This window comes from Marinobacter zhanjiangensis (assembly GCF_014651935.1).
GTDB lineage: Bacteria > Pseudomonadota > Gammaproteobacteria > Pseudomonadales > Oleiphilaceae > Marinobacter > Marinobacter zhanjiangensis.
The window spans coordinates 393,760-419,085 of record NZ_BMXV01000005.1; the positions used below are offsets into that span (position 1 = coordinate 393,760).

Annotated in this window: 16 protein-coding genes; 8 read left to right on the plus strand and 8 right to left on the minus strand. The window is 58.8% G+C overall.

Annotated features, from left to right (window positions below; all coding sequences use genetic code 11):
* Window positions 1-28 precede the first annotated feature (28 nt).
* Window positions 29-1,489 carry a glycogen synthase GlgA gene (glgA, locus tag IE079_RS12790; protein WP_189577008.1) on the minus strand — a complete coding sequence of 487 codons (1,461 nt, stop codon included), beginning with the start codon at window positions 1,487-1,489 and terminating at the stop codon, window positions 29-31.
* Window positions 1,490-1,716: 227 nt separating this feature from the next.
* A complete protein-coding gene (locus tag IE079_RS12795; RefSeq protein ID WP_189577010.1) occupies window positions 1,717-2,172 on the minus strand; it encodes an Hsp20/alpha crystallin family protein in 456 nt (151 codons plus the stop codon).
* Between the two features lie 263 nt (window positions 2,173-2,435).
* On the opposite strand from IE079_RS12795, the gene IE079_RS12800 reads away from it, so the two are divergent.
* The 4 genes from IE079_RS12800 to glgC all read left to right on the plus strand — a co-directional run bounded on the left by IE079_RS12800 (window position 2,436) and on the right by glgC (window position 6,825).
* Window positions 2,436-2,834: a PilZ domain-containing protein gene (locus IE079_RS12800; RefSeq protein WP_189577012.1), complete on the plus strand. Its 399-nt coding sequence runs from the start codon at window positions 2,436-2,438 to the stop codon at window positions 2,832-2,834.
* A complete protein-coding gene (locus IE079_RS12805) occupies window positions 2,815-3,585 on the plus strand; it encodes an SDR family NAD(P)-dependent oxidoreductase (RefSeq protein WP_189577014.1) in 771 nt (256 codons plus the stop codon). Before IE079_RS12800 ends, IE079_RS12805 begins: the two co-directional genes overlap by 20 nt.
* Before the next feature lie 96 nt (window positions 3,586-3,681).
* Window positions 3,682-5,415, plus strand: a complete 1,734-nt coding sequence (locus tag IE079_RS12810) for a putative bifunctional diguanylate cyclase/phosphodiesterase (RefSeq protein WP_189577015.1) — start codon at window positions 3,682-3,684, stop codon at window positions 5,413-5,415.
* Window positions 5,416-5,574: 159 nt separating this feature from the next.
* Window positions 5,575-6,825, plus strand: a complete 1,251-nt coding sequence (gene glgC / locus IE079_RS12815; RefSeq protein WP_189577017.1) for a glucose-1-phosphate adenylyltransferase — start codon at window positions 5,575-5,577, stop codon at window positions 6,823-6,825.
* Window positions 6,826-6,857: 32 nt separating this feature from the next.
* Here the strand turns inward: glgC and treY are convergent, their stop codons facing one another.
* On the minus strand, window positions 6,858-11,579 hold the full coding sequence (treY, locus tag IE079_RS18855; RefSeq protein WP_227712487.1) for a malto-oligosyltrehalose synthase: 4,722 nt from the start codon (window positions 11,577-11,579) through the stop codon (window positions 6,858-6,860).
* Complete coding sequence (gene glgX / locus IE079_RS12830; protein WP_189577019.1) at window positions 11,576-13,717, minus strand: glycogen debranching protein GlgX; 2,142 nt, start codon at window positions 13,715-13,717, stop codon at window positions 11,576-11,578. The genes treY and glgX overlap by 4 nt, the downstream gene beginning before the upstream one ends.
* Before the next feature lie 858 nt (window positions 13,718-14,575).
* Between glgX and IE079_RS12835 the strand changes: the two genes are divergently transcribed.
* The 3 genes from IE079_RS12835 (at window position 14,576) to IE079_RS12845 (ending at window position 18,657) form a co-directional block, all read left to right on the plus strand.
* Complete coding sequence (locus IE079_RS12835; RefSeq protein WP_189577021.1) at window positions 14,576-15,937, plus strand: glycine cleavage T C-terminal barrel domain-containing protein; 1,362 nt, start codon at window positions 14,576-14,578, stop codon at window positions 15,935-15,937.
* A 73-nt stretch (window positions 15,938-16,010) separates the two neighbouring features.
* Window positions 16,011-16,940: a methylenetetrahydrofolate reductase gene (locus IE079_RS12840; RefSeq protein WP_189577023.1), complete on the plus strand. Its 930-nt coding sequence runs from the start codon at window positions 16,011-16,013 to the stop codon at window positions 16,938-16,940.
* On the plus strand, window positions 16,921-18,657 hold the full coding sequence (locus tag IE079_RS12845; RefSeq protein ID WP_189577025.1) for a formate--tetrahydrofolate ligase: 1,737 nt from the start codon (window positions 16,921-16,923) through the stop codon (window positions 18,655-18,657). Before IE079_RS12840 ends, IE079_RS12845 begins: the two co-directional genes overlap by 20 nt.
* Here IE079_RS12845 and gbdR read toward each other — a convergent pair.
* Window positions 18,649-19,785 carry a choline metabolism transcriptional regulator GbdR gene (gene gbdR / locus IE079_RS12850; protein WP_189577026.1) on the minus strand — a complete coding sequence of 379 codons (1,137 nt, stop codon included), beginning with the start codon at window positions 19,783-19,785 and terminating at the stop codon, window positions 18,649-18,651. The genes IE079_RS12845 and gbdR overlap by 9 nt on opposite strands.
* A gap of 308 nt (window positions 19,786-20,093) precedes the next feature.
* On the opposite strand from gbdR, the gene IE079_RS12855 reads away from it, so the two are divergent.
* Window positions 20,094-21,476: an L-serine ammonia-lyase gene (locus tag IE079_RS12855; protein WP_189577027.1), complete on the plus strand. Its 1,383-nt coding sequence runs from the start codon at window positions 20,094-20,096 to the stop codon at window positions 21,474-21,476.
* 27 nt (window positions 21,477-21,503) lie between these two features.
* Here the strand turns inward: IE079_RS12855 and IE079_RS12860 are convergent, their stop codons facing one another.
* From IE079_RS12860 to fdhD, 3 genes are all read right to left on the minus strand, one after another.
* A complete protein-coding gene (locus IE079_RS12860; RefSeq protein ID WP_189577028.1) occupies window positions 21,504-24,074 on the minus strand; it encodes a GcvT family protein in 2,571 nt (856 codons plus the stop codon).
* Between the two features lie 157 nt (window positions 24,075-24,231).
* Window positions 24,232-24,465, minus strand: coding sequence for a formate dehydrogenase subunit delta (locus IE079_RS12865; RefSeq protein WP_189577029.1), 234 nt, complete (start codon window positions 24,463-24,465; stop codon window positions 24,232-24,234).
* Window positions 24,462-25,310, minus strand: coding sequence for a formate dehydrogenase accessory sulfurtransferase FdhD (fdhD, locus tag IE079_RS12870; RefSeq protein ID WP_189577030.1), 849 nt, complete (start codon window positions 25,308-25,310; stop codon window positions 24,462-24,464). Before fdhD ends, IE079_RS12865 begins: the two co-directional genes overlap by 4 nt.
* Window positions 25,311-25,326: the final 16 nt, after the last annotated feature.

Consider the following 25,326-nt stretch of genomic DNA (forward strand, 5'->3'; position numbering starts at 1 on the left):
CTGCCTCCGAAAGGGCATTTCCGTTGGATCATTCTGACATCGCCCGGCGTTCTGCCAGGGCTTCTTTGTAGATCTCGGTATAGGTTCCGGCCCGGCGTTGCCAGGAGTACTCTCCATTCATTCCATTGATCTGCAACCGCCGCCAGGCAAGCGGATCCTGAAAGCACCTGAGGGCCCGGTTCAGTGCTTCTGTAAACGCGCCGGCTCCGCCACCACTGAAGCAGAAGCCATTTGCCAGCGAACAGGAGCTGTCCAGGGGGTCGGTCACCGTATCCGACAGTCCCCCAACCCGATGCACCACCGGAACGGTTCCGTACTGCAGGCTGTACATCTGATTGAGACCGCAGGGTTCAAACCTCGAGGGCATCATGAAAATATCAGCCCCGGCAGTGATGCGATGGGCCAGGGCTTCATCGTAGCCAATGGTGAGTGAGAGCCTGCCAGGCCAGAGATCGGCCAGGGCGCGCAGATCCTGCTCGAAATGGGGCATCCCTGAGCCCAGAATGACCACCTGGCAACCCTGTTGCAACATCTCGGGAACAACCTGTAGCAGCAGATCAACGCCTTTCTGTTCGACCAGCCTGCCAATGTACCCCAGCACGGGTTTCTCCTGGCTGGCATCGAGGCCGAGATTCCGCTGCAGATCAGCCCGGCACAAGCGCTTGTTGTGGATACTGTCGCCGTCATAGGCATGATCCAGAAAGCGATCGTTTTCGGGGTTCCAGACTCGGGTATCTATGCCATTCAGAACGCCGGAGAGGACAGGCGCCCGGTGCCGGAGCAGGCCATCAAGACCATAGCCGAATTCCGGCTGCTGGATCTCCCGGGCGTAGGCCGGGCTTACTGTTGTCAGGCGGTCGCTAAAGACCAGGCCGCCCTTGATAAAGGAAAAGCGGCCATGGAATTCGAGGCCGCTGAAATGCCAGAGGCTGTCGGGCAGTTCAAGCTCCCGGAAGGTTTCGGCCGGAAAGACGCCCTGATAAGCCAGGTTGTGAACCGTGAAAACCGTGGCCGGGCACGGGCGGCTGTCGGGCAGAAGGGCAGGTACAAGGCCGGACTGCCAGTCATTGCAGTGGACCACATCGGGTATCCACCGCAGCCCGGCCTCCCCCAGGGCAATAAGTGCGGCAACCCTGGCGAACAGATAGTAGCGCAGAGCGTTGTCTTCCCAGTCTTCTCCGCGGTCATTCTGGTAGGGGTTGCCCGGTCGGTCGAACAGGGCCGGACAGTCCACCACCCAGACGTTGACCGTGGTGCCAGGGATGAGTGTTTCGTAAAGGGTTACCGCATATTCGCCGATGTCAAGCTGAGCAATGATACCCGAGCCTTTCTCCCTGGCGACCTGCAGAGCAGCGGGGTAGCCGGGTAGCAGCACCCGTACGTCGAGACCGAGGTTGCACAATGCCTCCGGCAGGCTTGCCGAGACGTCTGCAAGTCCGCCGGTCTTGATGATCGGATAGACCTCGCTGGTGACGAACAACGCGCGCATTATGATTTCTGCCTATTCAGGAGGAGAGGTTCCACCAGCTCAGGTGCTGATAATTATAGACTGGAAAGTAAGCGTTCATTCCATAGCGTTCTGCCATCCCATTGGATTTTATCCTACAGTAATCTCTTGCTTCCCCATAAGGGGTTAACACCCATGAGAAAGCCCCCTGCACACTGACATAGTGGCAGGCCTGAATCGCCGGCTCTGCCACTGTCAGCCTTGCAGATTTACTGAACGTCCACTTCAATGGACTTGGGCTCAGCGGGCTCGGCCTTGGCCAGTTTGAGGGACAAAACACCATCCTTGAAATTGGCCTTGATGCTGTCTTCATCCACGTTTTCGGGCAGGGTAAATCGACGCAGGAAGCTGCCGTAGAAGCGCTCAATGCGGTGCTGCTTCTCGTCGTCGGTGTCTTCCTCGTGCTTGCGTTCACCCTGAATGCTTAAAACGCCGTTCTGCACAGTGACTTTCACGTCCTCCTTGGACATACCCGGCAGTTCCGCCTCGATAGTGAAGGCCTCCGGGGTTTCCTTGATATCCACGACCGGGATCCAGTCGCTGCTGCTGAACAGATCATTTTCTCCCGACTCCTCGTTGCCGCGTGTCAGGCCAAATAGCCGGTTGTAGCGGCTCATCAGGTCATCAAGCTCATTGAGCGGGTTCCAGCGGGTAATGTTAGCCATTCGAAAACTCCTTCCATGAATTTGAAATAAATGTTGATACCGGCTTCGCTCGCGAGATACGCCCCATGCCGATGGCGCCAGCCGGAGGCTTCTCCGCGAACGTTGCTATTGTTGACTGTAGGATCGACTGGTTATTTTTCAAACACGCCCCCAGCAAAGACAGGATGTTTTTTGATCAGCATCAAAAGATGACTACACTTTGTGGGATACCGTACAGACAGTGCCAGGAGGTGGCACGCTTGCGGAATCCTGAGGAGGGAAGCATGGAACACAGACTGAGCAAACGCACCGATGGCAAACTTGGGTTGCTGATTTATAAACGCGGAATGCCCGTGGCAACCGGACAGATCCGGGATGCATCAAAACGGGGGCTCTTTATTGCCACGGACCACACCGACATTCAGCTGAACCAGACCCTGGAGATCGAATTTCGCTTCCCTGACAAACAGCAAAACCAGTGTCGTCGGCTCAAAGCCCAGGTTGTCCGCAAGACAGACAATGGTCTTGGGGTCGATTTCGATGGGGTTGAAAATGACGATTTCACTATCGCGGCTTTGGTCCAGTGGCTTGGCAAACACCGCAGGCCGATGAGCGGTTTTCCCGTTGGCCAGCATGCCTACGAAAGTCTCAAGGAGGATTTTTATGAAGCGACTCAACGGTAAGGTTTCCGTCGTAACAGGCGGCGCTGTGGGCATCGGAGCCGCCACCGCAACCCGTATGGCAGAAGAAGGCGCAGCTGTGGCTATTCTTGACTGCCAGGATCAGAAGGGCGAGCTTCTCGCCAATCAGTTAAAGGATCGTGGTTTCAAGGCCGGCTACTGGCATTGTGATGTCAGTAATGAGCAGGAGGTCAAACAGGTGCTGGACGAGGTTGCTGATACCTTTGGCAGTCTGACCGTGCTGGTTAACAATGCCGGAATATCAGGGGCGAACAAGCCCACCCACGAACTCACTGAGGAAGAGTGGGATGACGTGCAGAACGTAAACGTCAAGGGCGTGTTTTTCTGCACCAAGCATGCCATTCCCCATATGAAAAAAGCGGGCGTTGGCAGCATCATCAACCTGTCATCCATCTATGGCATTGTAAGTGCTCCGGATATTCCGCCCTACCATGCGTCCAAGGGTGCTGTGCGGCTGATGTCCAAAACCGATGCCATGCTGTATGCCACCGAAAACATTCGCGCCAACTCCATCCATCCGGGATTTATCTGGACACCGCTGGTCGAAGCCCATCTCAAGACCACCGGGCAGGATCCGGAGGAAGCAAGGAAAGCCACGGCCGCCCTTCATCCGGTGGGCCACATGGGGGAGCCCGATGATATTGCCTGGGGTGCGGTCTATCTGGCCTCTGACGAATCCAAATTCGTCACTGGGAGTGAACTGGTCATTGATGGTGGCTACACCGCTCATTAATGCCTTCACAGCCATAGTCGGAGTTCATCTGTGATCCTGGCAGCCTGTGAACCGATTACCCAGCCACCGGCAAATCGTCAGAAAAGGCCCATGTTTATGAAACTGGCCCAATTTATCCAGGCGAAAAAGGAGCATCTGCTTGAAGACTGGGGAGAAGCCGCGCTGGAAATCGCCTTGCAAGCCTCCCTTGATCCCGTTGCCATTTTCGATCCCGATGGCAGGCATCTGTTCCTCAATAAGGCGATGGCCGATCTCGTGAATGCGACGCACCGGGACATTGTTGGTAAAACGCCACTTGATCTGGGCCTGGGCTCGGCTGCAGAGCTGCACGACGCGATTAACACAACCGTTACGACCGGTCAGACTCAGCGCAGGGAGTTTTATCACTGCTTACCCTCTGGCCCTGTGTCGTATTTTGACTGCCAGTTTGTCCCGGTGTTTAACGACCGGGACGAAGTTGAAGCTGTGGTCAAGACCTCGCGGGACATCACCGAGCGCAAACAGGCTGAGTATCAGGTCTGGCAAAGCGCCAATTTTGATTCGCTCACCGGTATCCCGAATCGGCGGCTGTTCCTTGACCGTCTTGAGCAGACCTTGCTGGAGGCGCAACGAAAGGAAAGCGCCTTTGCCTTGCTGTTCATTGACCTGGACCGCTTCAAGCAAGCCAACGACCAGATCGGCCACGAGCCCGGTGACCGGCTTCTGGCGCTGGTAGCCGAACGGATAAGCTCCAAGGTCCGGGCTATGGATACCGTGGCCCGTCTTGGCGGAGACGAATTCACCCTGATTCTGAAGGAAACCGGCAGGGATAGTGCGCAGGAAGTCGCCAAAACACTTCTGAGCAGTCTCGAACAGGCCTTTGACGTCGATTCTCACCAGGTACACCTGTCCGGCAGCATCGGGCTGACCGTTTTCCCCGATGACGGCAAGGATGGCGCCCAGCTGATGCACAATGCCGACCAGGCCATGTACGCTGCCAAGGAGCGTGGAGGCCAACAGGTTCAGGTCTACGAGTCATGGATGGCGCAGAACGAATCCGAGCATATGCGGCTGAACCGGGAACTGCATGACGCGCTCAGGGACGGTCAGATGGAAGTTTATTATCAACCTGTCATCAACATTCGTCATGGCGCCATCTCCGGGGCAGAAGCCTTGCTCCGCTGGAATCATCCGGACAAAGGTCTGTTGACTCCAGAGGCCTTTCTCGGCGTTACGGAACAAAACGGCATGACGGAAAGCATCGCCGCCTACGTACTGGAGCAGGCAGTGACCTGCTCGCTCCGCTGGCGCGACCCGAATGATCAGGCCTTTCCGGTCAGTATCAACCAGTCACCGACGTCCTTTTTCACCCGAACCCTTGTAGAGCAATGGCGAACAAGGCTGGCACAGGTCGGTTTTGATGAGAGCCACATCACCCTGGAACTGACTCCGGCCTCCCTTAACAACATTCGCGCCTCCGGGTTCAACCCCGTCGAGAGCTTTAGCCTGGAAGGTTTGCGGCTACACCTGGCCATCGACGATTTTGGTATCGAGCCGTTCTCTCTTTTGGCTCTTCAGGAGTTCAGGCCGGACAGTGTCAAGATACACAGAGAGCTGATCAGGGACGCGGGCCAGGGCGGTGATGCCGACCGCATACTGGAGGGCGTCATCGCCATGGCTCACGCGATCGGCGTCCAGGTGGTTGGAGTGGGCGTTGAGACCGACGAGCAATTGCAATTCCTGTCCCGGGCCGGCTGTGATTATGCCCAGGGCTTTCTGTTCTCCGGCCCTCTTCACCAGGATGCTTTCGAAGCATTACTAAGTCGGGACCAACAGAAAAGAGCTTCATGACGGCGCTCGGCTCACGATGTGTTTTCTGGTCGCATTTTTCAGCGCAACAATTCATCTGGCCGGTTTGTCGGTCACAAGATAATTGATGCTATATTTATTTCATGATGTTGTAACGTAACCAGGTGTGATCCACGCCAGTCCCATGCAAAGGAGAGCTCCATGCGCTTCGTAAGCCGCCTTACCCGTCAGACACTCGCCCTGGTGCTTGCCGGAGGCCGCGGCAGCCGCCTCTACGACCTTACCAACTGGCGTGCAAAACCCGCCGTGCCGTTTGGTGGAAAATTCCGGATAGTCGATTTCCCGCTTTCAAACTGCGTTAACTCAGGAATAGGCCGGGTGGGCGTCATAACCCAGTACAAGGCCCATTCACTGATCCGCCATGTCCAGAGGGCCTGGGGTACTTTTCGCCCCGGGATGGATGAATTCGTGGAACTGCTTCCGGCCCAGCAGCGCATAGAAACCTCCTGGTACGAGGGAACAGCCGATGCCGTCATGCAGAACCTTGATATCATCAAGGCCCACGGACCGGAGTATGTACTTATCCTGGCGGGCGATCATGTCTACAAGATGGACTATGGCACCATGCTTGCGGCCCATGTAGAGCAAGAGGCAGACGTGACCGTGGGCTGCGTGGAGGTACCGGTGGAGGAGGCCTCGGCTTTTGGCGTGATGTCAGTGAACAGCGATTACCTTGTTACGGAATTCCTGGAGAAACCTGAAAATCCCAAGGACTTGCCTGACAAGCCAGGCCGGACCCTGGCCTCCATGGGCATTTACGTATTCAGCACCCGCATACTTTTCGAGGAGCTGGAGCGCGACCATGAACTGACTACCTCATCCCACGATTTTGGCAAGGATATCATTCCTTCCATGATCGCAAGGCGCAGAGTTGTTGCCTTCCCCTTCCGGGACCCGATCCGGGAGACCGGCGCCTACTGGAGGGACGTGGGCACTATCGATGCCCTGTGGCAAGCAAATCTGGAGCTCATCGGGGTCAGCCCCGAGTTGGACCTTTACGATCCGGAGTGGCCAATATGGACCTATCAGGAGCAGCTTCCCCCGGCCAAATTCGTATTTGATGAAGATGGGCGCCGGGGGACGGCGGTGGACTCCATGGTGGCAGGGGGATGCATTGTCTCCGGGGCGACTGTGAGAAATTCCCTCCTGTTTTCCCAGGTGCGTGTGCATTCCTACAGTGAAGTCAATGATTCCGTGATCTTCCCGGATGTTGATATTGGCCGCAATTGCGAGATCCGCAGGGCGGTCATAGACCGCGGCTGCCGGATTCCGGAGGGAAGCCGGATAGGTTTTGACCCGGAAGCGGACAGTGAGCGGTTCCATGTCAGCCCGAAAGGGATTGTGCTGGTAACACCGGAGATGCTGGAACAGGACTATCCTCACGGCCTGTGAGGTGGCTGCGCCCTCCGGAAAGGGCATTTCTTTCACCGCAGGGGCCGGGAAACCAGTAGCGCCACCGGGAACGCGGCGAACAGCTGCTGTGCCATCAGGAGTGGACTGTCGTCGACGCCCCTTACGTCCAAAGGCTTCCCGGTCAGGTGGTTCCGGTAGCTACTGGTGGCCAGCTGTTCAGGCAACTCGACAGCGGAATTCCCCCAGTCCAGGCGACCCACAAGATTGCCGGAGCCCTCGGCCTTTGTCGCTGCCAGGCGCCCAAGCAGCCTTGGCACCACCACGATCAGCGTTTCGCCCTCGTGTTCCCGGGCAAACGCGAACAGATTGTCGGCATGAATGCCTCTGGTTCGCAATGGAGTGTATGTACCGAGGCTGAACAGGTCCGGATGCTGACGTCGCAGGGACAGACACTTCCAGGTGAGATAGCATTTGATACGGCCGTCCGACATGTCGCCGGTCAGCGTGGAAAGCGCAGTGCGATCTACGGAGTTCCTGTCAAATTCCGCCTTCAGTTCCTGAAGTATTTGCCTGCGCTGGTGGTAGTTCACCGGCCGGCGATTGTCCGGGTCCACCAGGCTGAAGTTCCAGAGCTCGTCTCCCTGATAGGTATCTGGTACCCCGGGAGCTGTCAGTTTGAGCAGGACCTGGCCCAGGCTGGCGTACATCCCCAGGTTGCTGATCGATTCCTGAAAGTCGGTAAAGTCTTCCAGAAATCTGGCATTGTCGGGCTGCAGCACACCGTCGATGAATCTGGACAGGCCTTCTTCATAACCCGGGTTGCTGTTGATCCAGGAGGTGTGCTGCTTGGCTTCCTTGACTGCCTTGAGCATGTAATCCTGGATTCGCGTCCTGAAGGCTTCCATGTCAAGAGACGCCGGTTGCTCCAGGGGCCAGGTCCCGATCAGGGTCTGATATAGCAGATATTCGGTGTTTTCATCGGGCCAGGCGCTGCCGTTATCCTGGTGCTTGTAGTGGGCATTGATGGCAGCCCAGTAGTTGACCTTCTCCCGCCACCGGTCCGGAATTTCGGAAAGCACCCCTATTCGGGCGCGGGTATCGGCAGACCGCTTGGTATCGTGGGTGGAGGTATCGATCATGCTATGTGGCCAGCTGGCCTGGCGCTCAAGGTTGGCCTGATGAAATGCCGCAGCGCTGACGCCAAAGACTCCCGGCTCGGCACCCACTTCATTAAGCGCGACCAGCCGGTGGTAGACGTAAAGTGCGGTATCTTCAAGGCCCTTGGCCATGACCGGGGAGGTATACTGCTGAAAGCTCATCGAGAAGCGGATCAGCGTCCGGCGCAGGGCTTCCGGCTGGCTTTCGCCGAACTCGAGCAGGAGAACATCCCGGATAAAACGGAATGCTGTGATATCCGCAGCCTGGCTTCTCTTCATGGCATCCTGCAATGCCTGGTCTATCTGGTCCCGGTCCTCCTCGGTAACTCCGCGTTCAGTGATGTAGGTGCGATAGACGGGGAAACAGGCCACCACCTCGGTAAGAGCCTGCCTCAGACCGTTCAGGGTGAAGTCCCGGCTGTGGGGATCGGCATCCGCTATACGTGCAAGCTGACTGGCCAGCACCGCCATCTCGCTGGTAAGCGACGTCTGGACAATCAGCTTTTTCGAGCGATAACAGATGTCCTTGAATTCGATTTTGTGGCCGACAAAGGATTCGTAGATCTCCTGCATCTCATCTGCGGTTTCCGGCTCAATAAACAGGCCGGTACAAGCGGCAGCGAAGTCATAACCCGTGGTGCCGTGAATAGGCCAGCTCCGCCGCAGACTTTCTCCCTTGCTGAGAATTTTTTCGGCGATGACATAGGCTGGCCTGGGGCCCTGCAGGCGATGGAAATACTGCACCGGATCGTACAGCCCGTCGGGATGGTCTATCCGCAGGCCCTGGACCTTGCCGTCACTGACGAGGTCAAGTGCCAGTTTATGGGTTTTTTCGAACACCGCCTGTTCTTCCTGCCGCAGACAGGCGAGATCATTGATATCGAAAAACCGTCGGTAGTTGATTTCATCAGCCGCAACCCGCCAGTAGGCGAGCCGGTAGGCCTGGGCTTCAAGCAGCTCATGCATCGGGCTGCTGGTCTCAGTGCCCAGAGCTTCAGAGCGGTTGATCTCCCGGAGGACGCTCTTCAGGTGTTGCTGAAGGGCGGGGCTGACCTCATGGAGCGCTTTGAGCCGCTGTTTGAGGAGTTCCTTGTCACGATTGCGCGCCGTCAGCTCCTCTTCCAGAGTGCTGCTTCGGGAGGGGAGGTTCTCAAGGGCCGTCACAAGGCTCTGAAACTCCATCAGGGCACACTCTTCGCTGCCGAAACAGTCCTTCAACCGGTCCGGCTGCCGATTGAGAATAAGGGGGTACTGGCGGGGGTCAATCGGGAAACGATGCTCATAATAATGCACCGAAAAAGTGCCTTCGTGCGGGTCAAAGGCGAGTTCCAGCTGCTTCTGATCAAGCACATCACCGTAATGGTCACCGAGGACGGGAATCAGTACCTCGTTATTCATGCCCCGACGCAGGGGCGTCCAGTCGATGTCGAAAAAGTTGCCAAACCGGGACGCGGGGCCATTTTCCAGAACATCCAGCCACCAGAGATTGTCGTCCCCCATAATGCCCATGTGATTGGGTACCATGTCAAGGATATGCCCCATATCCCGCTCTTCGAGTTTTGCGGCGAAGTCCTCGAGATCCGCCTGGCTGCCGATTTCAGGATTGAGTTCGCCATGGTCAACGATGTCATAGCCGTGGCTGCTGCCGGATCGTGCCCTCAGGTAGGGAGAGCAATAACAGTGGCTGATACCCAGATCATCGAGATAGGGAATCAGTTCTCCGGCATCGCGGAAGCTGAAATCCCTGTTGAGCTGGAGTCGATAGGTGGCGGTGGGGATGGCATTTGCATCACGGGCCGACGCGAGAAAAACGGCAACCGACCAGGGCAGCAACCTTGCATTGTTCAGAGCCTCCGGCAACCCGGCAGGGAAACAATAAACCCTGTCTGCCGGGTCTGGGCTGACGCCGGGGATTGAGCAGGGATGGGGCCCGAGATTGATCAGCATGGTGAGGGTGGAGCCATCCCTTAACTGCCAGCTTACCTGGAGAGCCGTGTCACCTGATTCGCGGAAAGTTCCCGCGCCGGGCAGGGGGCGGTGGCCTTTTTCGCTATAGAGTCTGCTTCGTAAAGCCAGCAGGTCGCTAAAATGGCGGTAGCGGTCGGCATGACGGGGCGAATTGAGGCAGTCCCATTCCAGTTTGCTCTGAAGGAAGGTCTGGTCCGCGTTGGGGTCGGGGATGCGATCCGACGTTCCGGCTTCGGAAAAATCCTCGAATCCGGAAAATTCTTCCCGGCGCCCGGCGGTCACTGCATCGGCGAGCTCTCCGGAAAAGTCGCAGAAAAACTGAAAGGGTGTTGTCGCCCCGAATTCCTCACCCATAAACAGAAGCGGGGGCTGGGGGGCCAGCAGGCGCACGGCAGCGGCAGCGGCAATGGCGGCTGGCGGGGCGAGGGCGTCGATCCGTTCTCCGAAGGCGCGGTTGCCTGTCTGATCGTGATTTTGCAGAAAGGAGACAAAGGCATCGGGGGGGAGCTCAGTACTCGGCTCACCCCGGTGGACGTTTCCCCGGTAGGGTGAAGGTTCTCCCTGGTACGCAAAGCCCTCTGCAAGACACCGGCCCAGAAACCAGTTTGGTTTCCGGGTATAGTCGGCATAGTAACCATCGCTCTCGCCGGTGAGCATCAGGTGCAGGCAGTGGTGAATATCATCATTCCACTGGGCGGTAAAAAAACGAGGTGAAAGCTCCGGCGTGCGGGACAGATAACGGGCGGAGTTGTCGTCATTCTCGAGTATCAGGTGTATCTGGCGATTACGGCCGGGCCCCTCATGGACCCGAGTGGCGAGTTCCTCGAGGCAGGACGGACTGGAGTCGTCGTTGATAGCGTGAACGGCATCCAGCCTCAGGCCATCCAGATGATACTCCTCCAGCCAGAAAAGGGCGTTATGGATGAAAAAGTCGCGGACGGTCTGACTGTTTTCATCGTCAAAATTGATGCCTGCGCCCCAGGGGGTCTGATGGCGTTCGGTAAAAAAGTCTGGCGCATAGAGGTGGAGGTAATTGCCGTCAGGTCCGAAGTGGTTGTAGACAACATCCAGGAAGACCATGATCTGGCGCTCGTGCGCGGCCTGTACCAGGTTTTTCAGCTGCTCGGGCCGGCCATAGGTGTGGTCTGGAGCAAAGAGCAGAACGCCGTCATAGCCCCAGTTTCGGCGCCCCGGAAAGTCCGATAGTGGCATAAGCTCAATGGCGGTAATGCCGAGCTCTACCAGGTAATCCAGTCTTTCTTCAATGCCCTGATAATCACCGCCTTTGCTGAAAGTCCCGGTGTGCAACTCGTAAATGACGGCTTCGTGCCATGGCCGGCCGCGCCACTCCCGGTCCCGCCACGCAAACGCTGAGGGGTCAATTACCTCACTCGGGCCATGGACATCCTCCGGCTGAAAGCGCGAGGCAGGGTCTGGCACGCACTCGGCTCCCCGGATGCGGTAGCTGTAAAGCGACCCGGCTCCGGCGCGGTCAGTTTCGAGACAGAACCAGCCGTCTCCCGCGGGCTCCATAGGCAGACAGGTTCTGTCCTTGCCTTCATGCAGACACAGTTCGACGTCCGGGAGAGCGGGAGCCCAGAATCCGAAACACACCTTGCCGTCTGGCTGGATGCGGGCGCCAAACGGCATCTCATGAGTTCGCTTCACGAGTCGCCCCTCTGATGGTGGAACAGCATCAGAGAGTACCCTCCGACTGCGCATTCGTTGCCGGGGGCCCAGCTCTCGGAAGACGCAGGAATGTCGGGGACGAAGGTATTGACCAGGAGTTTCCAGGAGGCTATGTCGGCAATATCCGGAATAGTGAAGGGCACATCGTCATGATGGGCATTGAGTAACAGCAGAAAGTCGTCATCTTTCACCGGTTCTCCCTGCCGGTCCACATCCGGCAGCCCTGAGCCCGTTATGAGTACGCCAAGAGCGCGGGCAAAGGTTGTGTCCCATTCCTCCTGGGTCATTTCACCGCCGTCGGGGTTGAGCCAGTAGATATCCTTGGTATCGGCACTGTTGACGGGCTGACCGCGAAAAAAATGCCGGCGCCGGAAGGCCGGATGGGATTCGCGGATGTGGATCAGGTGACGGGTAAAGGCCAGGAGTTCGCTGCCTTTTTCGTCCAACTCCCAGTTCAGCCAGCTGATCTCGTTATCCTGACAGTAGGGATTATTGTTTCCCTGCTGGCTGCGGCCGAATTCGTCACCGGCCAGCAACATCGGAACACCCGCCGACAGAAAAAGCGTGGCAAGAAAGTTGCGTTTCTGGCGCTCCCGCAGCGCCAGGATCTGCGGGTCATCGCAAGGTCCTTCCATCCCGCAGTTCCAGCTCCGGTTTTTATCGTCTCGTTCGCCGTCGGTATCGCCTTCCTGGTTGGCCGAATTGTACTCACCGTTGTAACTGACAAGGTCATGAAGCGTGAAGCCGTCATGAGCGGTAATGAAGTTGATGCTCGAGCAGGGGCTGCGACCGTTTGAGTAAAACAGATCAGCCGAGCCGGTCAGGCGCGTGGCCAACTCGGAAATGACGTCGCCTTTGCCCCGCCAGTAATCACGGACCGTGTCCCGGAATTTGTCGTTCCACTCGACCCAGCCCGGCGGGAAATTGCCAACCTGATAGCCACCGTCGCCCAGGTCCCAGGGCTCGGCAATCAGTTTTACCCGGGACAGCACCGGATCCTGCTGGATGATGTCAAAGAAGGCGCCATGCTGGTCAAAATCATGCTCCTCCCGCCCCAGCGTGGCGGTCAGATCAAACCGGAAGCCGTCCACATGCATTTCCTGAACCCAGTAGCGCAGGCTGTCCATGATCAGTTGCAGGACCTGCGGATGCCCCATGTCAAGGGTGTTTCCGGTGCCCGTATAATCCATATAGTGGCGCGGGTCGTCTTGCACCAGCCGGTAATAGGAGCTGTTGTCTATACCCCGGAAGCAGAGCGTGGGCCCCAGGTGGTTGCCTTCGCCGGTATGGTTATAGACAACATCAAGGATGACTTCGATGCCTGCGGCGTGCAGTGCTTTGACTGCAGCCTTGAACTCGGTGACGGCGTCGCTGCTGGCATACTCGGGCGAGGGTGCAAAAAAGCCAATGCTGTTGTAACCCCAGTAGTTGGTGAGGCCCTGATCCTCGAGGCGACGGTCATTAATGTGAGCGTGAATGGGCAGCAGCTCGACTGCCGTAATGCCAAGGTCCTTGAGGTAGGCAATTGCCGGCTCTGTTCCCAGCGCCGCATAGGTTCCCCTGATGTACTGGGGCACGTCCGGGTGTAGCCTGGTAAAGCCCTTGACATGGAGCTCGTAGATCAGGGTTTCGTGCCAGGGTGTCGCCGGCGGAGTATCTCCTTCCCAGTCAAAACTCCCGTCAATAACCCGGGAGCGGAGCATGCCTTCAGCGCTGTCGCGGTCATCGAAGGAGAGGTCTTCTTCTTCGTCACCGAGATCGTAGCCGAACATCGCATCACTCCACTGGAGTTCTCCAAAAATGGATTTGGTGTATGGGTCCAGCAGGAGCTTGTTCGGATTAAAGCGGTGCCCTTCTTCCGGAGCATAGGGCCCGTGAACCCGGTAACCGTAAAGCAGCTCGGGCCCGACGTGGGGCAGGTAAGCGTGCCACACAAGACCTGTGCGCTCAGGCATGAGGATACGTTCAATTTCCTGCTTGCCGGAAGGATCGAAAAGGCAGAGCTCAACCTGTTCGGCATGCTCGGAAAAAAGTGCGAAATTAACTCCGCTTCCATCCCAGGTCGCGCCAAGTGGTTGTGGTTCACCCGGCCAGACGCGCGGCTGTTTTTCACTCATTGCTCAGTTCCACCTTTTGTGCAGATAACACATTGTTCTGCTGATCCGTGAAAATGCTTGATGATGGGTGACGGAAGCAACGTTCATGCCAAAACTCTGCCACCACAAATTTTCCAAACACGGCCTCAAGACTGAGCTGAAAGTCGGTTCATGCCTGGTGCAGACTCCTGGCAGTCCGCTTCGCGGCGCGAGACTGCGAATTGCGATGCCGGCGCAGCCGCCAGGAATACAACTCGCGCATCCCGGGCGGATGTTCGCCTTCCTGGAGCATCAGTCCCAGGCCCTGGTCACTACTATGAACAACCAACGCTTTTCCCCGCTGTGAACGACCAGCGAGCTGGTCTTCAGAGGGGAGTTCGAATTCAAGGACCTGATTGGGGCTGACGTCGGTGATGTCGGTAGCTGCTACGAAGAGGCCGTTCCTGCTTACTGCCTTGACGCGCCCGATACATAGTGGTCTTCCATCCCGGTAAAGGTGCAACCTGGCATTTGTCGATAGCCGCGGACTCTGCCTTTGTTCCATCTTTGTCATCCTGTACTGCGCATCCTGGTCCCTTAACGGCCTTACAGACAGGATCGGAAGGCTTTGTCCGAGGCCAAAAGTACCTGCTTGATATGACACTAGCCCAGCTTTCGGTGTCGGACAACCCTAAAATCATCCGGTTTTCACATGCATGGCTGTCAGCTGACTTTGCGGCTTCCCCAAGTCTGGTATCGGTTCCCATTCTTCCTCACGGGATGACTGGACAGGCTCCCCCTTTGCCGTTTTTGGTTGTGCCAGTGTCGTATTGGTTCAACCCGATATATCCAAACAGGGCCACATTAGAGCTATCAACAACCCGGTAGGGGGAGATAGCAATGGCCGTTAAATTCGAACACGCACTTCAGGATTATCCACAACAACGGGCTGGTGCTGCGCGCCAGCCTGACAGCGTCGACCAGTCTGATCGCCGCGTTCCCATCAACCTGCGCCAGTCCGGCCCCACGCCGGTGGAAATGCTGATCTCCACAAGGGTCCGCAAGTCGCCGTACTGGCATCTGTCCTGTGAGGCTGGCTGCTGGCGGGCTTCCGTATACAACCGCATGTACCACCCCCGGGGCTATGTCCGCCCGGAAGACGGCGGCGCCATGGTGGAATACGAGTCCCTGATAAACGATGTCACCATGTGGAACGTAGCGGTTGAGCGCCAGATTCAGGTCAAGGGCCCGGATGCGGAGCGCTTCGTGAACTACGTGATCACCCGCGACGCCACCAAAATAAAACCCATGCGCGGCAAGTACGTCATCCTGTGCAACGAGGACGGCGGCATTCTCAATGACCCGGTGCTGCTAAGGGTGGCAGACGATGAATTCTGGTTCTCCCTCTCTGACAGCGACCTGGAATTGTGGCTGCGGGGCGTGAACATCGGTATGGGCTTCGATGTCAGCATTGCGGAAATCGATGTGGCTCCGGTCCAGATCCAGGGTCCGAAGTCCGAGGCACTTATGGCCGATCTGTTCGGCGAGGGGGTGAAGGACATTCCCTACTACGGGCTGATGGAGGGCCAGGTTGCCGGCCATGACGTGATCGTTTCCCAGACCGGTTTCACCGGCGAAAAGGGCTACGAGATCTACCTCAAGGAAGCCACCAAATACGCCGAGGACCTCTGGTATACCGTGCTTGCCACCGGTGAACCACACAATCTGAGGGTGATTGCCCCGGCGCACCACCGTCGCATTGCCGCAGGCATTCTTTCCTGGGGCCAGGATGTGGACCAGGAAACCCTGCCGTTCCAGTGCGCCCTGGCATACCAGGTGCCGCGCAACAAGGACGCGGACTACATCGGCAAGCAGAAGCTTGAGAAGGTTCGCGAGCAGATTGATGCCGGTAGCCCTCCCTTCAGCCACATCATGGTGGGTATCCGCTTCGGCGGCGGCCAGGTGACAGACTATGCCAATGATTTCTGGTTGATCAGCGGGCCGGATGGTGGCGCACCGGAAGGCTACGTTACTTCGCCCTGGTACTCGCCGGAACTGGAAACCAACATCGCGCTGGCCTATGTGCCGTTTGACCTGCGCGCCACTGGTACACGCCTGACGGTTCACCTGCCGGTGGAGTACGCCGCAGCCAACGGCTCTACCGAAGTGGAGGCGGAGGTGGTGGAAGTGCCCTTCCGGCCATCGGTGAACCCCAACGCCCGCGAGCGGGCCCGGGCAAAGGGTATCGACTTCGCTGACTAGCAGAACTGGCAGGCAGGCGGCAGCTGCCGCCTGATCCCTTCTGGTGCACACGGGTAGCAAGGGGGCGTGGTTAATGAAGCTGGTGAGAGAAGAACAGACGATTAACCCCGGTGATGAGGAGGCCGCAGCACGGTTTCAGGCTCTGGTGCGCTCGGCCTCTATCGAGGCGACACCGCGACAGATTCTGACAACGGAGCATCTGGCGGATCTTCTGCCTGCGGGTACATGTGTCTACGTGCCGTTCCTGCCAAAGGGCCAGTTCAGCGACACGCTGGAAGCCTGCCGGTATCTCCTGGCACTGGGTATGCAGCCGATACCTCACGTGCCAGTTCGAATGGCAGAGAGCAGTGGCCAGCTAAGGGACTGGCTGTCACAAATGGATGAAAACCGGATTGACCGGCTGTTGCTGATTGCCGGCGACAGTGATGCGGTCGCCGGCCCCTTTCCGGACACGCTCGCCGTTCTCGAATCAGGCCTGTTGGCTCAGTTCCACTTTCACGGTATCGGTGTGGCCGCTCATCCGGATGGGCACCCTATGGCAGACCGGGCCACCTTGAGCCAGGCCCTCAGCATCAAGCGCGAATACGCCCGCACTACCTCGACACGGCTGTGGGTGGTGACCCAGTTCACGTTCGACGCTGATGTGGTGATCGACTGGCTGCAAAGCCTGGGCAATATCCTGGAAGAGGTGCCGGTGTACATTGGCATGGCCGGGCCAACGCGGGTGAAAACCCTCATCGCCTACGCCGCACAGTGTGGGGTAGGTGCATCCGCCCGCCTGATGTTGCGGCGCCCGGGCAGCGCCAAATTGCTGCGTGCCTGGACACCGGATGGCATGGTGCGTGCGCTGGTCCAGTATTGCCTGAACAACCCGGATACCCTGCTACGGGGCATCCATCTTTTCCCGTTCGGTGGTTTGCGCCAGTCGGCGCAATGGATTAAAGAGCATAGCGGGTCCATTGAGGACCAGAGAGGCCAGTTCCATGAGTCTTCAGCACAGTAAACTGACGTCTGTAACACCGGCGCCTGCGGAGTTTCCGCCGCCGGGCACTCCCGACATCGAGATCGCCCGCTCGGTCCAGCCCCTGTCCATCCTTCTGCTGGCCCAGCAGCGTTTCGGGTTGCCAGGGGAGAGCCTGGTGCCCTTTGGTCACTACAAGGCCAAACTGGATATGGCGTATGTGGATACCTCCGCTAGTGCCCCCCGGGGCAAGCTGGTGCTCGTGACCGCCATTACCCCGACCCCGGCCGGTGAGGGCAAGACCACCACCAGCGTCGGGTTGAACGATGGCTTCAACCGTTTGGGGGTGCGCTCTTCCGTGTGCCTGCGGGAGCCGTCTCTTGGCCCCTGTTTTGGCATGAAGGGCGGGGCCGCTGGCGGTGGCCGGGCCCAGGTGATTCCGATGGAGGATATCAACCTGCATTTCAATGGCGACTTCCATGCCATTACCTGTGCTCACAACCTGTTGGCGTCGCTGATCGACAACCACATCCACTGGGGTAATGAAGCCGGGCTGGACCCGCGCCATGTAAGCTGGCGACGAGTTCTGGACATCAACGATCGCTCCCTGCGCAACATGGTGTGCGGCCTTGGTGGCGCACCGCATGGCGTGCCCCGTGAAACCGGGTTCGATATTACCGTCTCGTCCGAGATTATGGCGATCCTGTGCCTGGCCGACGGGCGCGCGGACCTGAAACAGCGATTGGGGAATATCATCATTGGCCGGCGTGCCGATATGGCTCCGGTGACCGTTCGCGATCTGGGCGCGGAAGGTTCGCTGACCGTGCTGCTGAAAGAGGCACTGCAGCCAAACCTGGTACAGAGCCTGGAGCACAACCCGGTGTTTATCCATGGTGGGCCGTTTGCCAATATCGCCCACGGCTGTAATTCCGTGACGGCGACTCGTGCGGCGCTGGCCCTGAACGACGTGGTAGTGACCGAGGCCGGTTTTGGTGCCGACCTGGGTGCGGAAAAGTTTATTGACATCAAGTGTCGACACACCGGCTTACGCCCTGATGCCGCGGTGGTGGTCTGCACCATTCGGGCACTCAAGATGCAGGGCGGTGTTCCCCGCAGCAAACTGGCTGTTCCTGACCTGGCTGCGCTACGGGATGGCGCTGCCAATCTGGAGCGACACGTCCGCAACCTTCAGCAGTTCGGACTGACTCCGGTGGTGTGCATCAACCGTTTCCCGGACGACACCGAGGAGGAGATGGCACTGGTTCAATCGATCAGTGAAGAACTGGGGGTAAAAGCCGTGCCCGCTGACCACTGGGCAACCGGCGGCGAGGGCGCCACGGAACTGGCTCAGGCGGTGCTCGAGCAGATGGACGAAGGTACACCGGATGTGAAATTCCTCTATGAAGACAGCCTGCCGCTGGCGGACAAGATCCGCACCATCGCCACCCGTATCTATCATGCCGGAAGCGTGGAATTTACAACGGTGGCCAAGCGGCAGCTGGAGGAATACGAGAGCCTGGGGTTCGGCCATCTGCCAGTGTGTATCGCCAAGACCCAGTACAGCTTCTCGGCGGATTCGTCGATAAAGGGCGCGCCGTCCGGTCACATGCTGCCGGTAAGGGAAGTGCGCCTGGCCGCCGGCGCGGGCTTTGTGGTGGCGGTTTGTGGCGACATCATGACCATGCCGGGCCTGCCGCGGCGCCCTGCGGCCCTGGACATTGCACTGGATGACAATGGTCTGGTGGTGGGGCTAACCTGAGCCGGTGTCCTCGCCCGAGCCATGACCTCGGCCAAGAAAGGTACCGTAGGTTGGCTCAGTGCGAGCGCGCCTGAGCGCCTGTAGGGAGGATGATGGCAGACTGGTCTGGGTATCTGTCAGGGACGTGTCGGTCGCTACAGGGGTATAGGCGTCCATCCGCTCATATTTTGGAGCCCGCCCCATGACTTTACGATAGCACCGGCTGAAGTGTGTGGCGGACACGAAGCCGCACATGGAGGCAATTGCAACAAGCGAACAGGAGGTCTGCTTCAGCAGCCGGCGTGCACGATTCAGACGTACCCGAAGGTAATAGCGTGAAGGTGTGCAGCCCATGTGCTTGAGGAACAGCCGTTCAAGCTGCCGGCGCGATATGCCCGCCAGTGTTGCCAGTTCCTGCAGTTCGATGGGTTCCTCGATGTTGGCTTCCATCAGTTGGGCGGCCTCTGCCAGCTTGGGCTGCGCGCAGGCCAGTCGGGGATGCATAGGCATGGGCTGCTGTTCGCTATCTTCCCGCACCCGATCGCAGACAAACATGTGGGAAATTGCATTGCTGAGCTCTTTGCCATGGCGCCGTGCCAGGAAGCTGAGCATCATGTGCATGGGCACTGTGCCACCGGTGCATGTCATGCGTTCCCGCCCGACGGTAAACAGGCGATTGTTGGTCTGGACCCGGGGGAAGCCCTCCTGCATGGCTTCCAGACATTCCCAGTGGGCACTGCAGGAGTGGCCATCCAGCAGGCCGGCACTGGCCAGGACATAGGGTCCGGTGCAGACAGCCCCCAGCAGGACATGCCGCCGGTCCATCTGTTTCAGCCAACGGACTTCCCTGCATGAAAAACTGCGGGGGACATCAATGCCGGCGACCACAATCACCAGGTCGAAGCGGTGTTCTTCCTGAATGGATCCGTCTGGCACCATGGTGATGCCATCACTGGCGCGGGCGTAGCCACCACCGTCCGTGAGCAGTTTCCAGGAGTAGAGTTCGGAGCCGGCGAGCTGGTTGGCCATGCGCAGGGGCTCGACAGCGGTGGAAAGTGCAATCAGGGTGAAGTTTTCGATCAGCAGGAAGCCCACTCGGTAGGGCTGCTGGGCGGGCCTGTTTGTGTGCGCGCCTGTATCAGTGGTCATGATTAACCCCCTTGCCCCGCCTGGGCCTGTTGCGGCAGTCCATGCACGGAATGTCGTTTCGACCACTACTATCTGAACACTAGTTCTTGCACTTTGATAGTGCAACAAGTGATCAGTTCCCTTGTGGGTTCATTCTAAGTCGGTAGTCAGGCTGACAATGGTCCAAATGCGACATCCCATGCCTGAGGATTCTCCCTACGCGACCTTCCAGGTTGTCGCAAATCATCTTTTCAGCGTCGTCGGCGAGCATGCGGCAGGCGATTGACGGCGTTACTGTTGAGGCAGGTCCCTCAGCAGGAGTCAGTGAATTGTCTGTCAGTCTGTTTGAACTGTTCAAGGTAGGCATTGGTCCGTCAAGCTCCCATACGGTCGGGCCCATGGAAGCGGCACGCCGGTTTGCCGAGGCCCTGGAGCGGGAACGGCTGCTGGCATCCGTGCACCGGCTCAAGGTGTCCCTGTATGGCTCTCTCGGTGCCACTGGCAAAGGCCACGGTACTGGTCCGGCTGTGATGATGGGGTTGGAGGGAGAGCGGCCTGCCCAGGTTAACGCGGAGGAAATGCCGGCCCGTCGGGAGCGAATCAGAAACACCGGCTGGTTGTCTCTGGCGGGGCAACACCAGCTTCGCTTCCGGGAATCCAGCGACATCGTGTACTACCGCCGGAAATCATTGCCGGAGCATCCCAACGGCATGATGTGTCAGGCGTTTGACCGAGAGGGGCGGTGCCTGTGCGAAAAAACCTATTACTCGGTCGGGGGTGGATTTGTCGTGGATGCAACCGTCGACAACACCCTGAGAATTCGAGAGGACGACACTTCGCAGCCGTACCCCTTTAGCAGCGGCAAGGCGCTGTTGGCCCTTTGTCGGGAACATGACCTGACCATCGCCGATATCATGCTTGCCAATGAGCAGGCCTGGCGTTCACCGGCAGAGATTCGAAGCGGTATCTTAGCGTTATGGCAGGTGATGCGCGCGTGCGTACAGAATGGTATTCGCCACGAAGGTGAGTTACCCGGCGGCCTCAAGGTCCGGCGCCGGGCTGCGTTACTGTATCGATCGCTGATGGACAAGCAGCGAGTGGATCTGATTTCACCGTCCTTGAGTGCACTGGACTGGGTCAACCTCTATGCCCTGGCGGTCAACGAGGAAAATGCCGCCGGGGGGCGGATTGTCACGGCACCCACCAACGGCGCAGCGGGCATTATTCCGGCGGTGCTCCATTATTACTGGGAGTTCTGCCCACAGGCGAATGAAGACGGCATCGTCTGTTTCATGCTGACCGCCGCGGCGATTGGTGTGCTGTTCAAGGAAAATGCGTCCATTTCCGGCGCCGAAGTGGGTTGCCAGGGTGAGGTTGGCTCGGCGTGCGCCATGGCAGCGGCCGGCCTGGCGGCGACCACGGGTGGGTCACCGGGGCAGGTAGAGAATGCCGCCGAAATTGGTATGGAACATCACCTGGGCATGACCTGTGACCCCATCGGCGGACTGGTGCAGATACCCTGCATTGAACGCAACGCCATGGCCTCGGTGAAGGCCATCGACGCCGCTATTATGGGTCTGCGCGGGGACGGCAAGCATTACGTGTCCCTCGACAAGGTACTCCATACCATGAGGGAAACCGGCCGCGATATGCTGGATAAATACAAGGAAACGGCGAGGGGCGGACTGGCAGTCAACATCATCGAATGTTGATCGCCAGTCACGGCAACGGACAACCGCTCAGGACTTGACCCGTTCGTTGTCCGGATCAAACAGCGCCCGGTATCCCACTGCCTCGATACGGACAGGGTAGTGCTCCTGGAAGTATTCCAGGGTCAGTTCCCGCCCTTCCCGGGCATACTCAGCGGGGATGTAACCCAGCAGGATGATCTTGCCCACCGAAGGTCCCCAGGCCGCGCTGGTGTTATAGGAGCGCCTGCCAAGGCTGTCCACCAGCACCTCGCCTGTCTGCGGATCCAGGATGGGCCATTGGCCAACCGGATAGCGCAGCACGCCATTGGCGTCCCGGTGGTCGGTCATGGTCATGGTGCACAGGTACGCCGCCTGGCGGGACCTTTCCCGTTGTTCCAGGTAAGCGGCCTTACCGTGGAAATCGGCCTCCTTCACCTTGGGCCGCTGTAACCCGGCTTCGTAAAGGTTGTATTCGGTCTCCAGGTCCACATTCTGCAGGCGCAGGCTCTTCTCCAGGCGCCGGGTGTTGGCGTAGGTCTCGATGCCCACCGGGGTAACGCCGGCGTCGTAGAGCAGGTCCCAGACCCGCAGGCCATAACTGAACGGGAAGTAGAGTTCCCAGCCCTGCTCGCCAACATACGAGATCCGGAAGGCCCATACCGGAACCCCCTGAACGTTCAGCTCCCGCGCAGTGGCAAAAGGGAAGTTCGCTGCCGACAGTTCGTCCGGGTCGGTGACGAATTGCGCCAGAGTTTCGCGGGCCTTCGGGCCCCAGAGCCCCAGGGTGGCCAGCTCGTCGGTGCGATCCTGAATATGGATGTCGCCCAGGTGTCTTTCCCGGGCGATGCGGGTGATCCAGCAGTGGTCCCGGTGGCCGGTATCGCCGCCGCAGACCACCCGGTAGTCGTTGTCGCCCCGGCGAATGATGGTCAGGTCGGAGCGGACGCCACCACGGGCATCAAGGAAGTGGGTGTAGACGCCTTTGCCATGGGGTGTGGTGCCACCTACCTTGGCGACCGACAAATATTCCAGCAACGCTTCCGCGTCTTTCCCGGAAATGTCGAAGATGGCGAAGTGGGAGAGGTTGATCATGCCCACGGATTCGCTCATCTCCAGCTGTTCGGCGTTGGACACTTCCCAGAAATGCCGCGCGTCCCACTCGTGCTCCCGCACCGGGATACGGTCGCGGTATTTCGCCAGCAGGTTAGACTCATTGGCGGCGTAGCCATGGGCCCGTTCCCAGCCGGCGGCTTCCATGAAGTAGGCGCCCAGTTCAACTTCCCGCAGGTAGAACGGGCTGGTCCGCATGCCACGGCCGGTCATGTAGGGCTCGCGGGGGTGAACCGCCGGGGTGTAGATCTTTTTGGCGGTTTCGTAGCAGCGATCGTAGACGTAATCCGGTGTTTTTTGCAGCGGATAGTGACGGGCGATATCGATACTGTGGGGGTCCATGTCCGGCGAACCATGGGTCATCCAGTCCGCCAGAACCTTGCCCGCGCCAGGGCCATCCTTGACCCAGACCGCTTCGCAGAACCACAGGTTGCGCACTTCCGGACATTCACCCATCAATGAGCCACCGTCGGGTGTCACCGACAGCAGGCCATTGAAGGAGTGCTTTTCCTCCCAGCCCAGCTCGCCCAGGATCGGGGTCATTTCGATGGCTTTTTCATAGGCGCCCATGACCTGCTCGAGGGATAGATCCCGCATGGACGGTGACATTCGCGCTTCGCCGGGCTCGGCGATGGCGCCAGGATAGACCAGCCGCGGATTCTCGGCCTCGTAATAGCCCCATTCGATACGGCCCCCTTCGGTGGTGGTGGGGTCGCCGGTATCCCGCACATAGGCGGAGTTGCCCTGGTCGCGGAACAGCGGATAGACAATCTGCTTGCCGGTGCCGGCCAGTTCCTCCCAGGGGCCGAAGAAGAGCAGGGGATGTTCCAGAGGCATCAACGGCAGGGGCGCATTGGCGGTGTTTGCCATGAGTGGCCCCCAGATGCCCATTGAGAGCACCACGTACTCGGCTTCAATGTAGCCCTTGTGGGTTTCAACGCCGCGTACCTGGCCGTCCTGGACATCAATGCGGATGGCCGGGGTGTAGGCAAAGGCCTGCAGCTTACCGGTAGCGACCGCTTCCTCCACCAGGTCGCCGGCGACTTTCTGGGAACGGGGCACTACCAACCCTGCGTCCGGGTCCCACATGGCGCCCTGGATCTGGCTCTCATCCACCAGCGGGAACAGCTCTTTCGCCTGCCTGGGCGAGATCATGCTGACGTTGGTGCCAAACGCTTTCCCGGAGCCTACCTTGCGGCGGAGTTCGTCCATGCGCTCGTCATCGTCGATGCGAGCCACCTCCATGCCGCCGCACTTCACATAATTGCCACGCTTTTCATAAAAGGCCTGGCTGTACTTGGTGGTGTAGATGTTCAGCTTGTCGTGGGAGGTGGTAAAGCAGAAGTCCGAGGCGTGGGAGGTGGAGCCGATGTCTGAGGGAATGGCCGATTTTTCCAGCCCTACGATGTCATCCCAGCCTTGCTCGATCAGGTGGTGGGCTACCGAGGCCCCGACGATACCGCCCTGGCCAATGATGACGACTTTTGCCCGTTTTGGTAGTTGTGCCATGTTGTTCCCCTTTACCCACAATGAACGCCAGCGCCGGGCTGCGGCCTTGATTCAATGTGGCCCTGATTGGCCGGGGGAGGTAAATCCAATACGACACCAAGTCGTCCAAAAACGGCAAACGAGAGGCGAGAGGCCGGCAGGCTGTCAGTGACCGGATTCAGGCTTGCTGGGGCACCGCCAGTTGTTTGACCGCCAGCCTGGAAACCGTGGACAGTTCGGTCCCGTCAGATTCCGCGTAGTCGATAATCTGCTGCTTCATGCTTCGGGCCCAGAACTTCTTTACGTGCGTCGCAACCACCTCGGCGGCCTGATTTTCATCGCCCTGGTGAAGGTTGTTGATACTGATCTGGTTGATCATCCTGATCAGGTTCCGGAGCTGTTGATCGCTCATCCTCGGGTCTCCTCAAAAGGTTGGTCGTCGCCACGGGCATAGGTAACGTGTCGCCCGGGGCGGGCAAATCCGATCAGGGTCATACCGGCCTTGCGCGCCTCCCGGATGGCCAGAGCAGTGGCAGCGGAAACCGCAATCAGGCTGCTGACACCAACAGTCGCACTTTTCTGCACCATCTCGAAGCTGGCCCGGCTGGAGATCAGCATGAAACCGTGGTCAAAGGCCCTGGCACCATGACTCCGGACCCTGGCACCAATCAGCTTGTCCAGGGCATTATGGCGGCCGACGTCTTCCCGGGCCTGCTGTATTTCGCCCTCGTCATCACACCAGGCAGCCCCGTGCGTAGCTCCGGTCTGTTCCTGCAAGGGCTGGTAATTCCGGAGATTGCGCAGGGCCCGTTGCACCGCTTCGTCGGCCGGCACCGGGTTGGCGGGTACCCGGGGGATAGACCGGATAGCCTGGGCCAGGGATTCGGTGCCACACAGGCCGCAGCCGGTTCTGCCTGCCATGTTCCGGCGCTGTTCACGCAGCCGGGCGAAGCAGTCGCCGGCAACGTGCATTTCCAGTGAAATCCCCTGTTCGCCGACCGCTATATCCAGGTCGAAGAGTTGCTCCGGGCGCTCAAGAATGCCTTCAGACAGGCTGAAGCCAAGAGCAAAGTCCTCCAGGGCACAGGGTGAGGCCATCATCACGGCGTAAGAAATGCCGTTGTACACCATCGCCACGGGCAGCTCTTCAGCAACCATATCGCGGGCACGCGCACCCTCCATGCCGCCATGTACCTCCACCGGGGTCTCACAGGCCTCCGAAACATCCTTCGGAGAATCGGGGCCAGTGGGTGCCATGGCAGAAAACGCCGGC

What these genes read in the sequence shown, in the direction of transcription:
- IE079_RS12805 (WP_189577014.1), top strand. Translation starts at nt 2,815, where the DNA reads ATGAAGCGACTCAACGGTAAGGTTTCCGTCGTAACAGGCGGCGCTGTG.
- gbdR (WP_189577026.1), bottom strand. Translation starts at nt 19,785, where the DNA reads ATGACCACTGATACAGGCGCGCACACAAACAGGCCCGCCCAGCAGCCC.
- IE079_RS12795 (WP_189577010.1), bottom strand. Translation starts at nt 2,172, where the DNA reads ATGGCTAACATTACCCGCTGGAACCCGCTCAATGAGCTTGATGACCTG.
- IE079_RS12860 (WP_189577028.1), bottom strand. Translation starts at nt 24,074, where the DNA reads ATGGCACAACTACCAAAACGGGCAAAAGTCGTCATCATTGGCCAGGGC.
- IE079_RS12810 (WP_189577015.1), top strand. Translation starts at nt 3,682, where the DNA reads ATGAAACTGGCCCAATTTATCCAGGCGAAAAAGGAGCATCTGCTTGAA.
- glgA (WP_189577008.1), bottom strand. Translation starts at nt 1,489, where the DNA reads ATGCGCGCGTTGTTCGTCACCAGCGAGGTCTATCCGATCATCAAGACC.
- IE079_RS12835 (WP_189577021.1), top strand. Translation starts at nt 14,576, where the DNA reads ATGGCCGTTAAATTCGAACACGCACTTCAGGATTATCCACAACAACGG.
- glgC (WP_189577017.1), top strand. Translation starts at nt 5,575, where the DNA reads ATGCGCTTCGTAAGCCGCCTTACCCGTCAGACACTCGCCCTGGTGCTT.
- IE079_RS12800 (WP_189577012.1), top strand. Translation starts at nt 2,436, where the DNA reads ATGGAACACAGACTGAGCAAACGCACCGATGGCAAACTTGGGTTGCTG.
- glgX (WP_189577019.1), bottom strand. Translation starts at nt 13,717, where the DNA reads ATGAGTGAAAAACAGCCGCGCGTCTGGCCGGGTGAACCACAACCACTT.
- IE079_RS12865 (WP_189577029.1), bottom strand. Translation starts at nt 24,465, where the DNA reads ATGAGCGATCAACAGCTCCGGAACCTGATCAGGATGATCAACCAGATC.
- IE079_RS12845 (WP_189577025.1), top strand. Translation starts at nt 16,921, where the DNA reads ATGAGTCTTCAGCACAGTAAACTGACGTCTGTAACACCGGCGCCTGCG.
- fdhD (WP_189577030.1), bottom strand. Translation starts at nt 25,310, where the DNA reads ATGGCACCCACTGGCCCCGATTCTCCGAAGGATGTTTCGGAGGCCTGT.
- IE079_RS12840 (WP_189577023.1), top strand. Translation starts at nt 16,011, where the DNA reads ATGAAGCTGGTGAGAGAAGAACAGACGATTAACCCCGGTGATGAGGAG.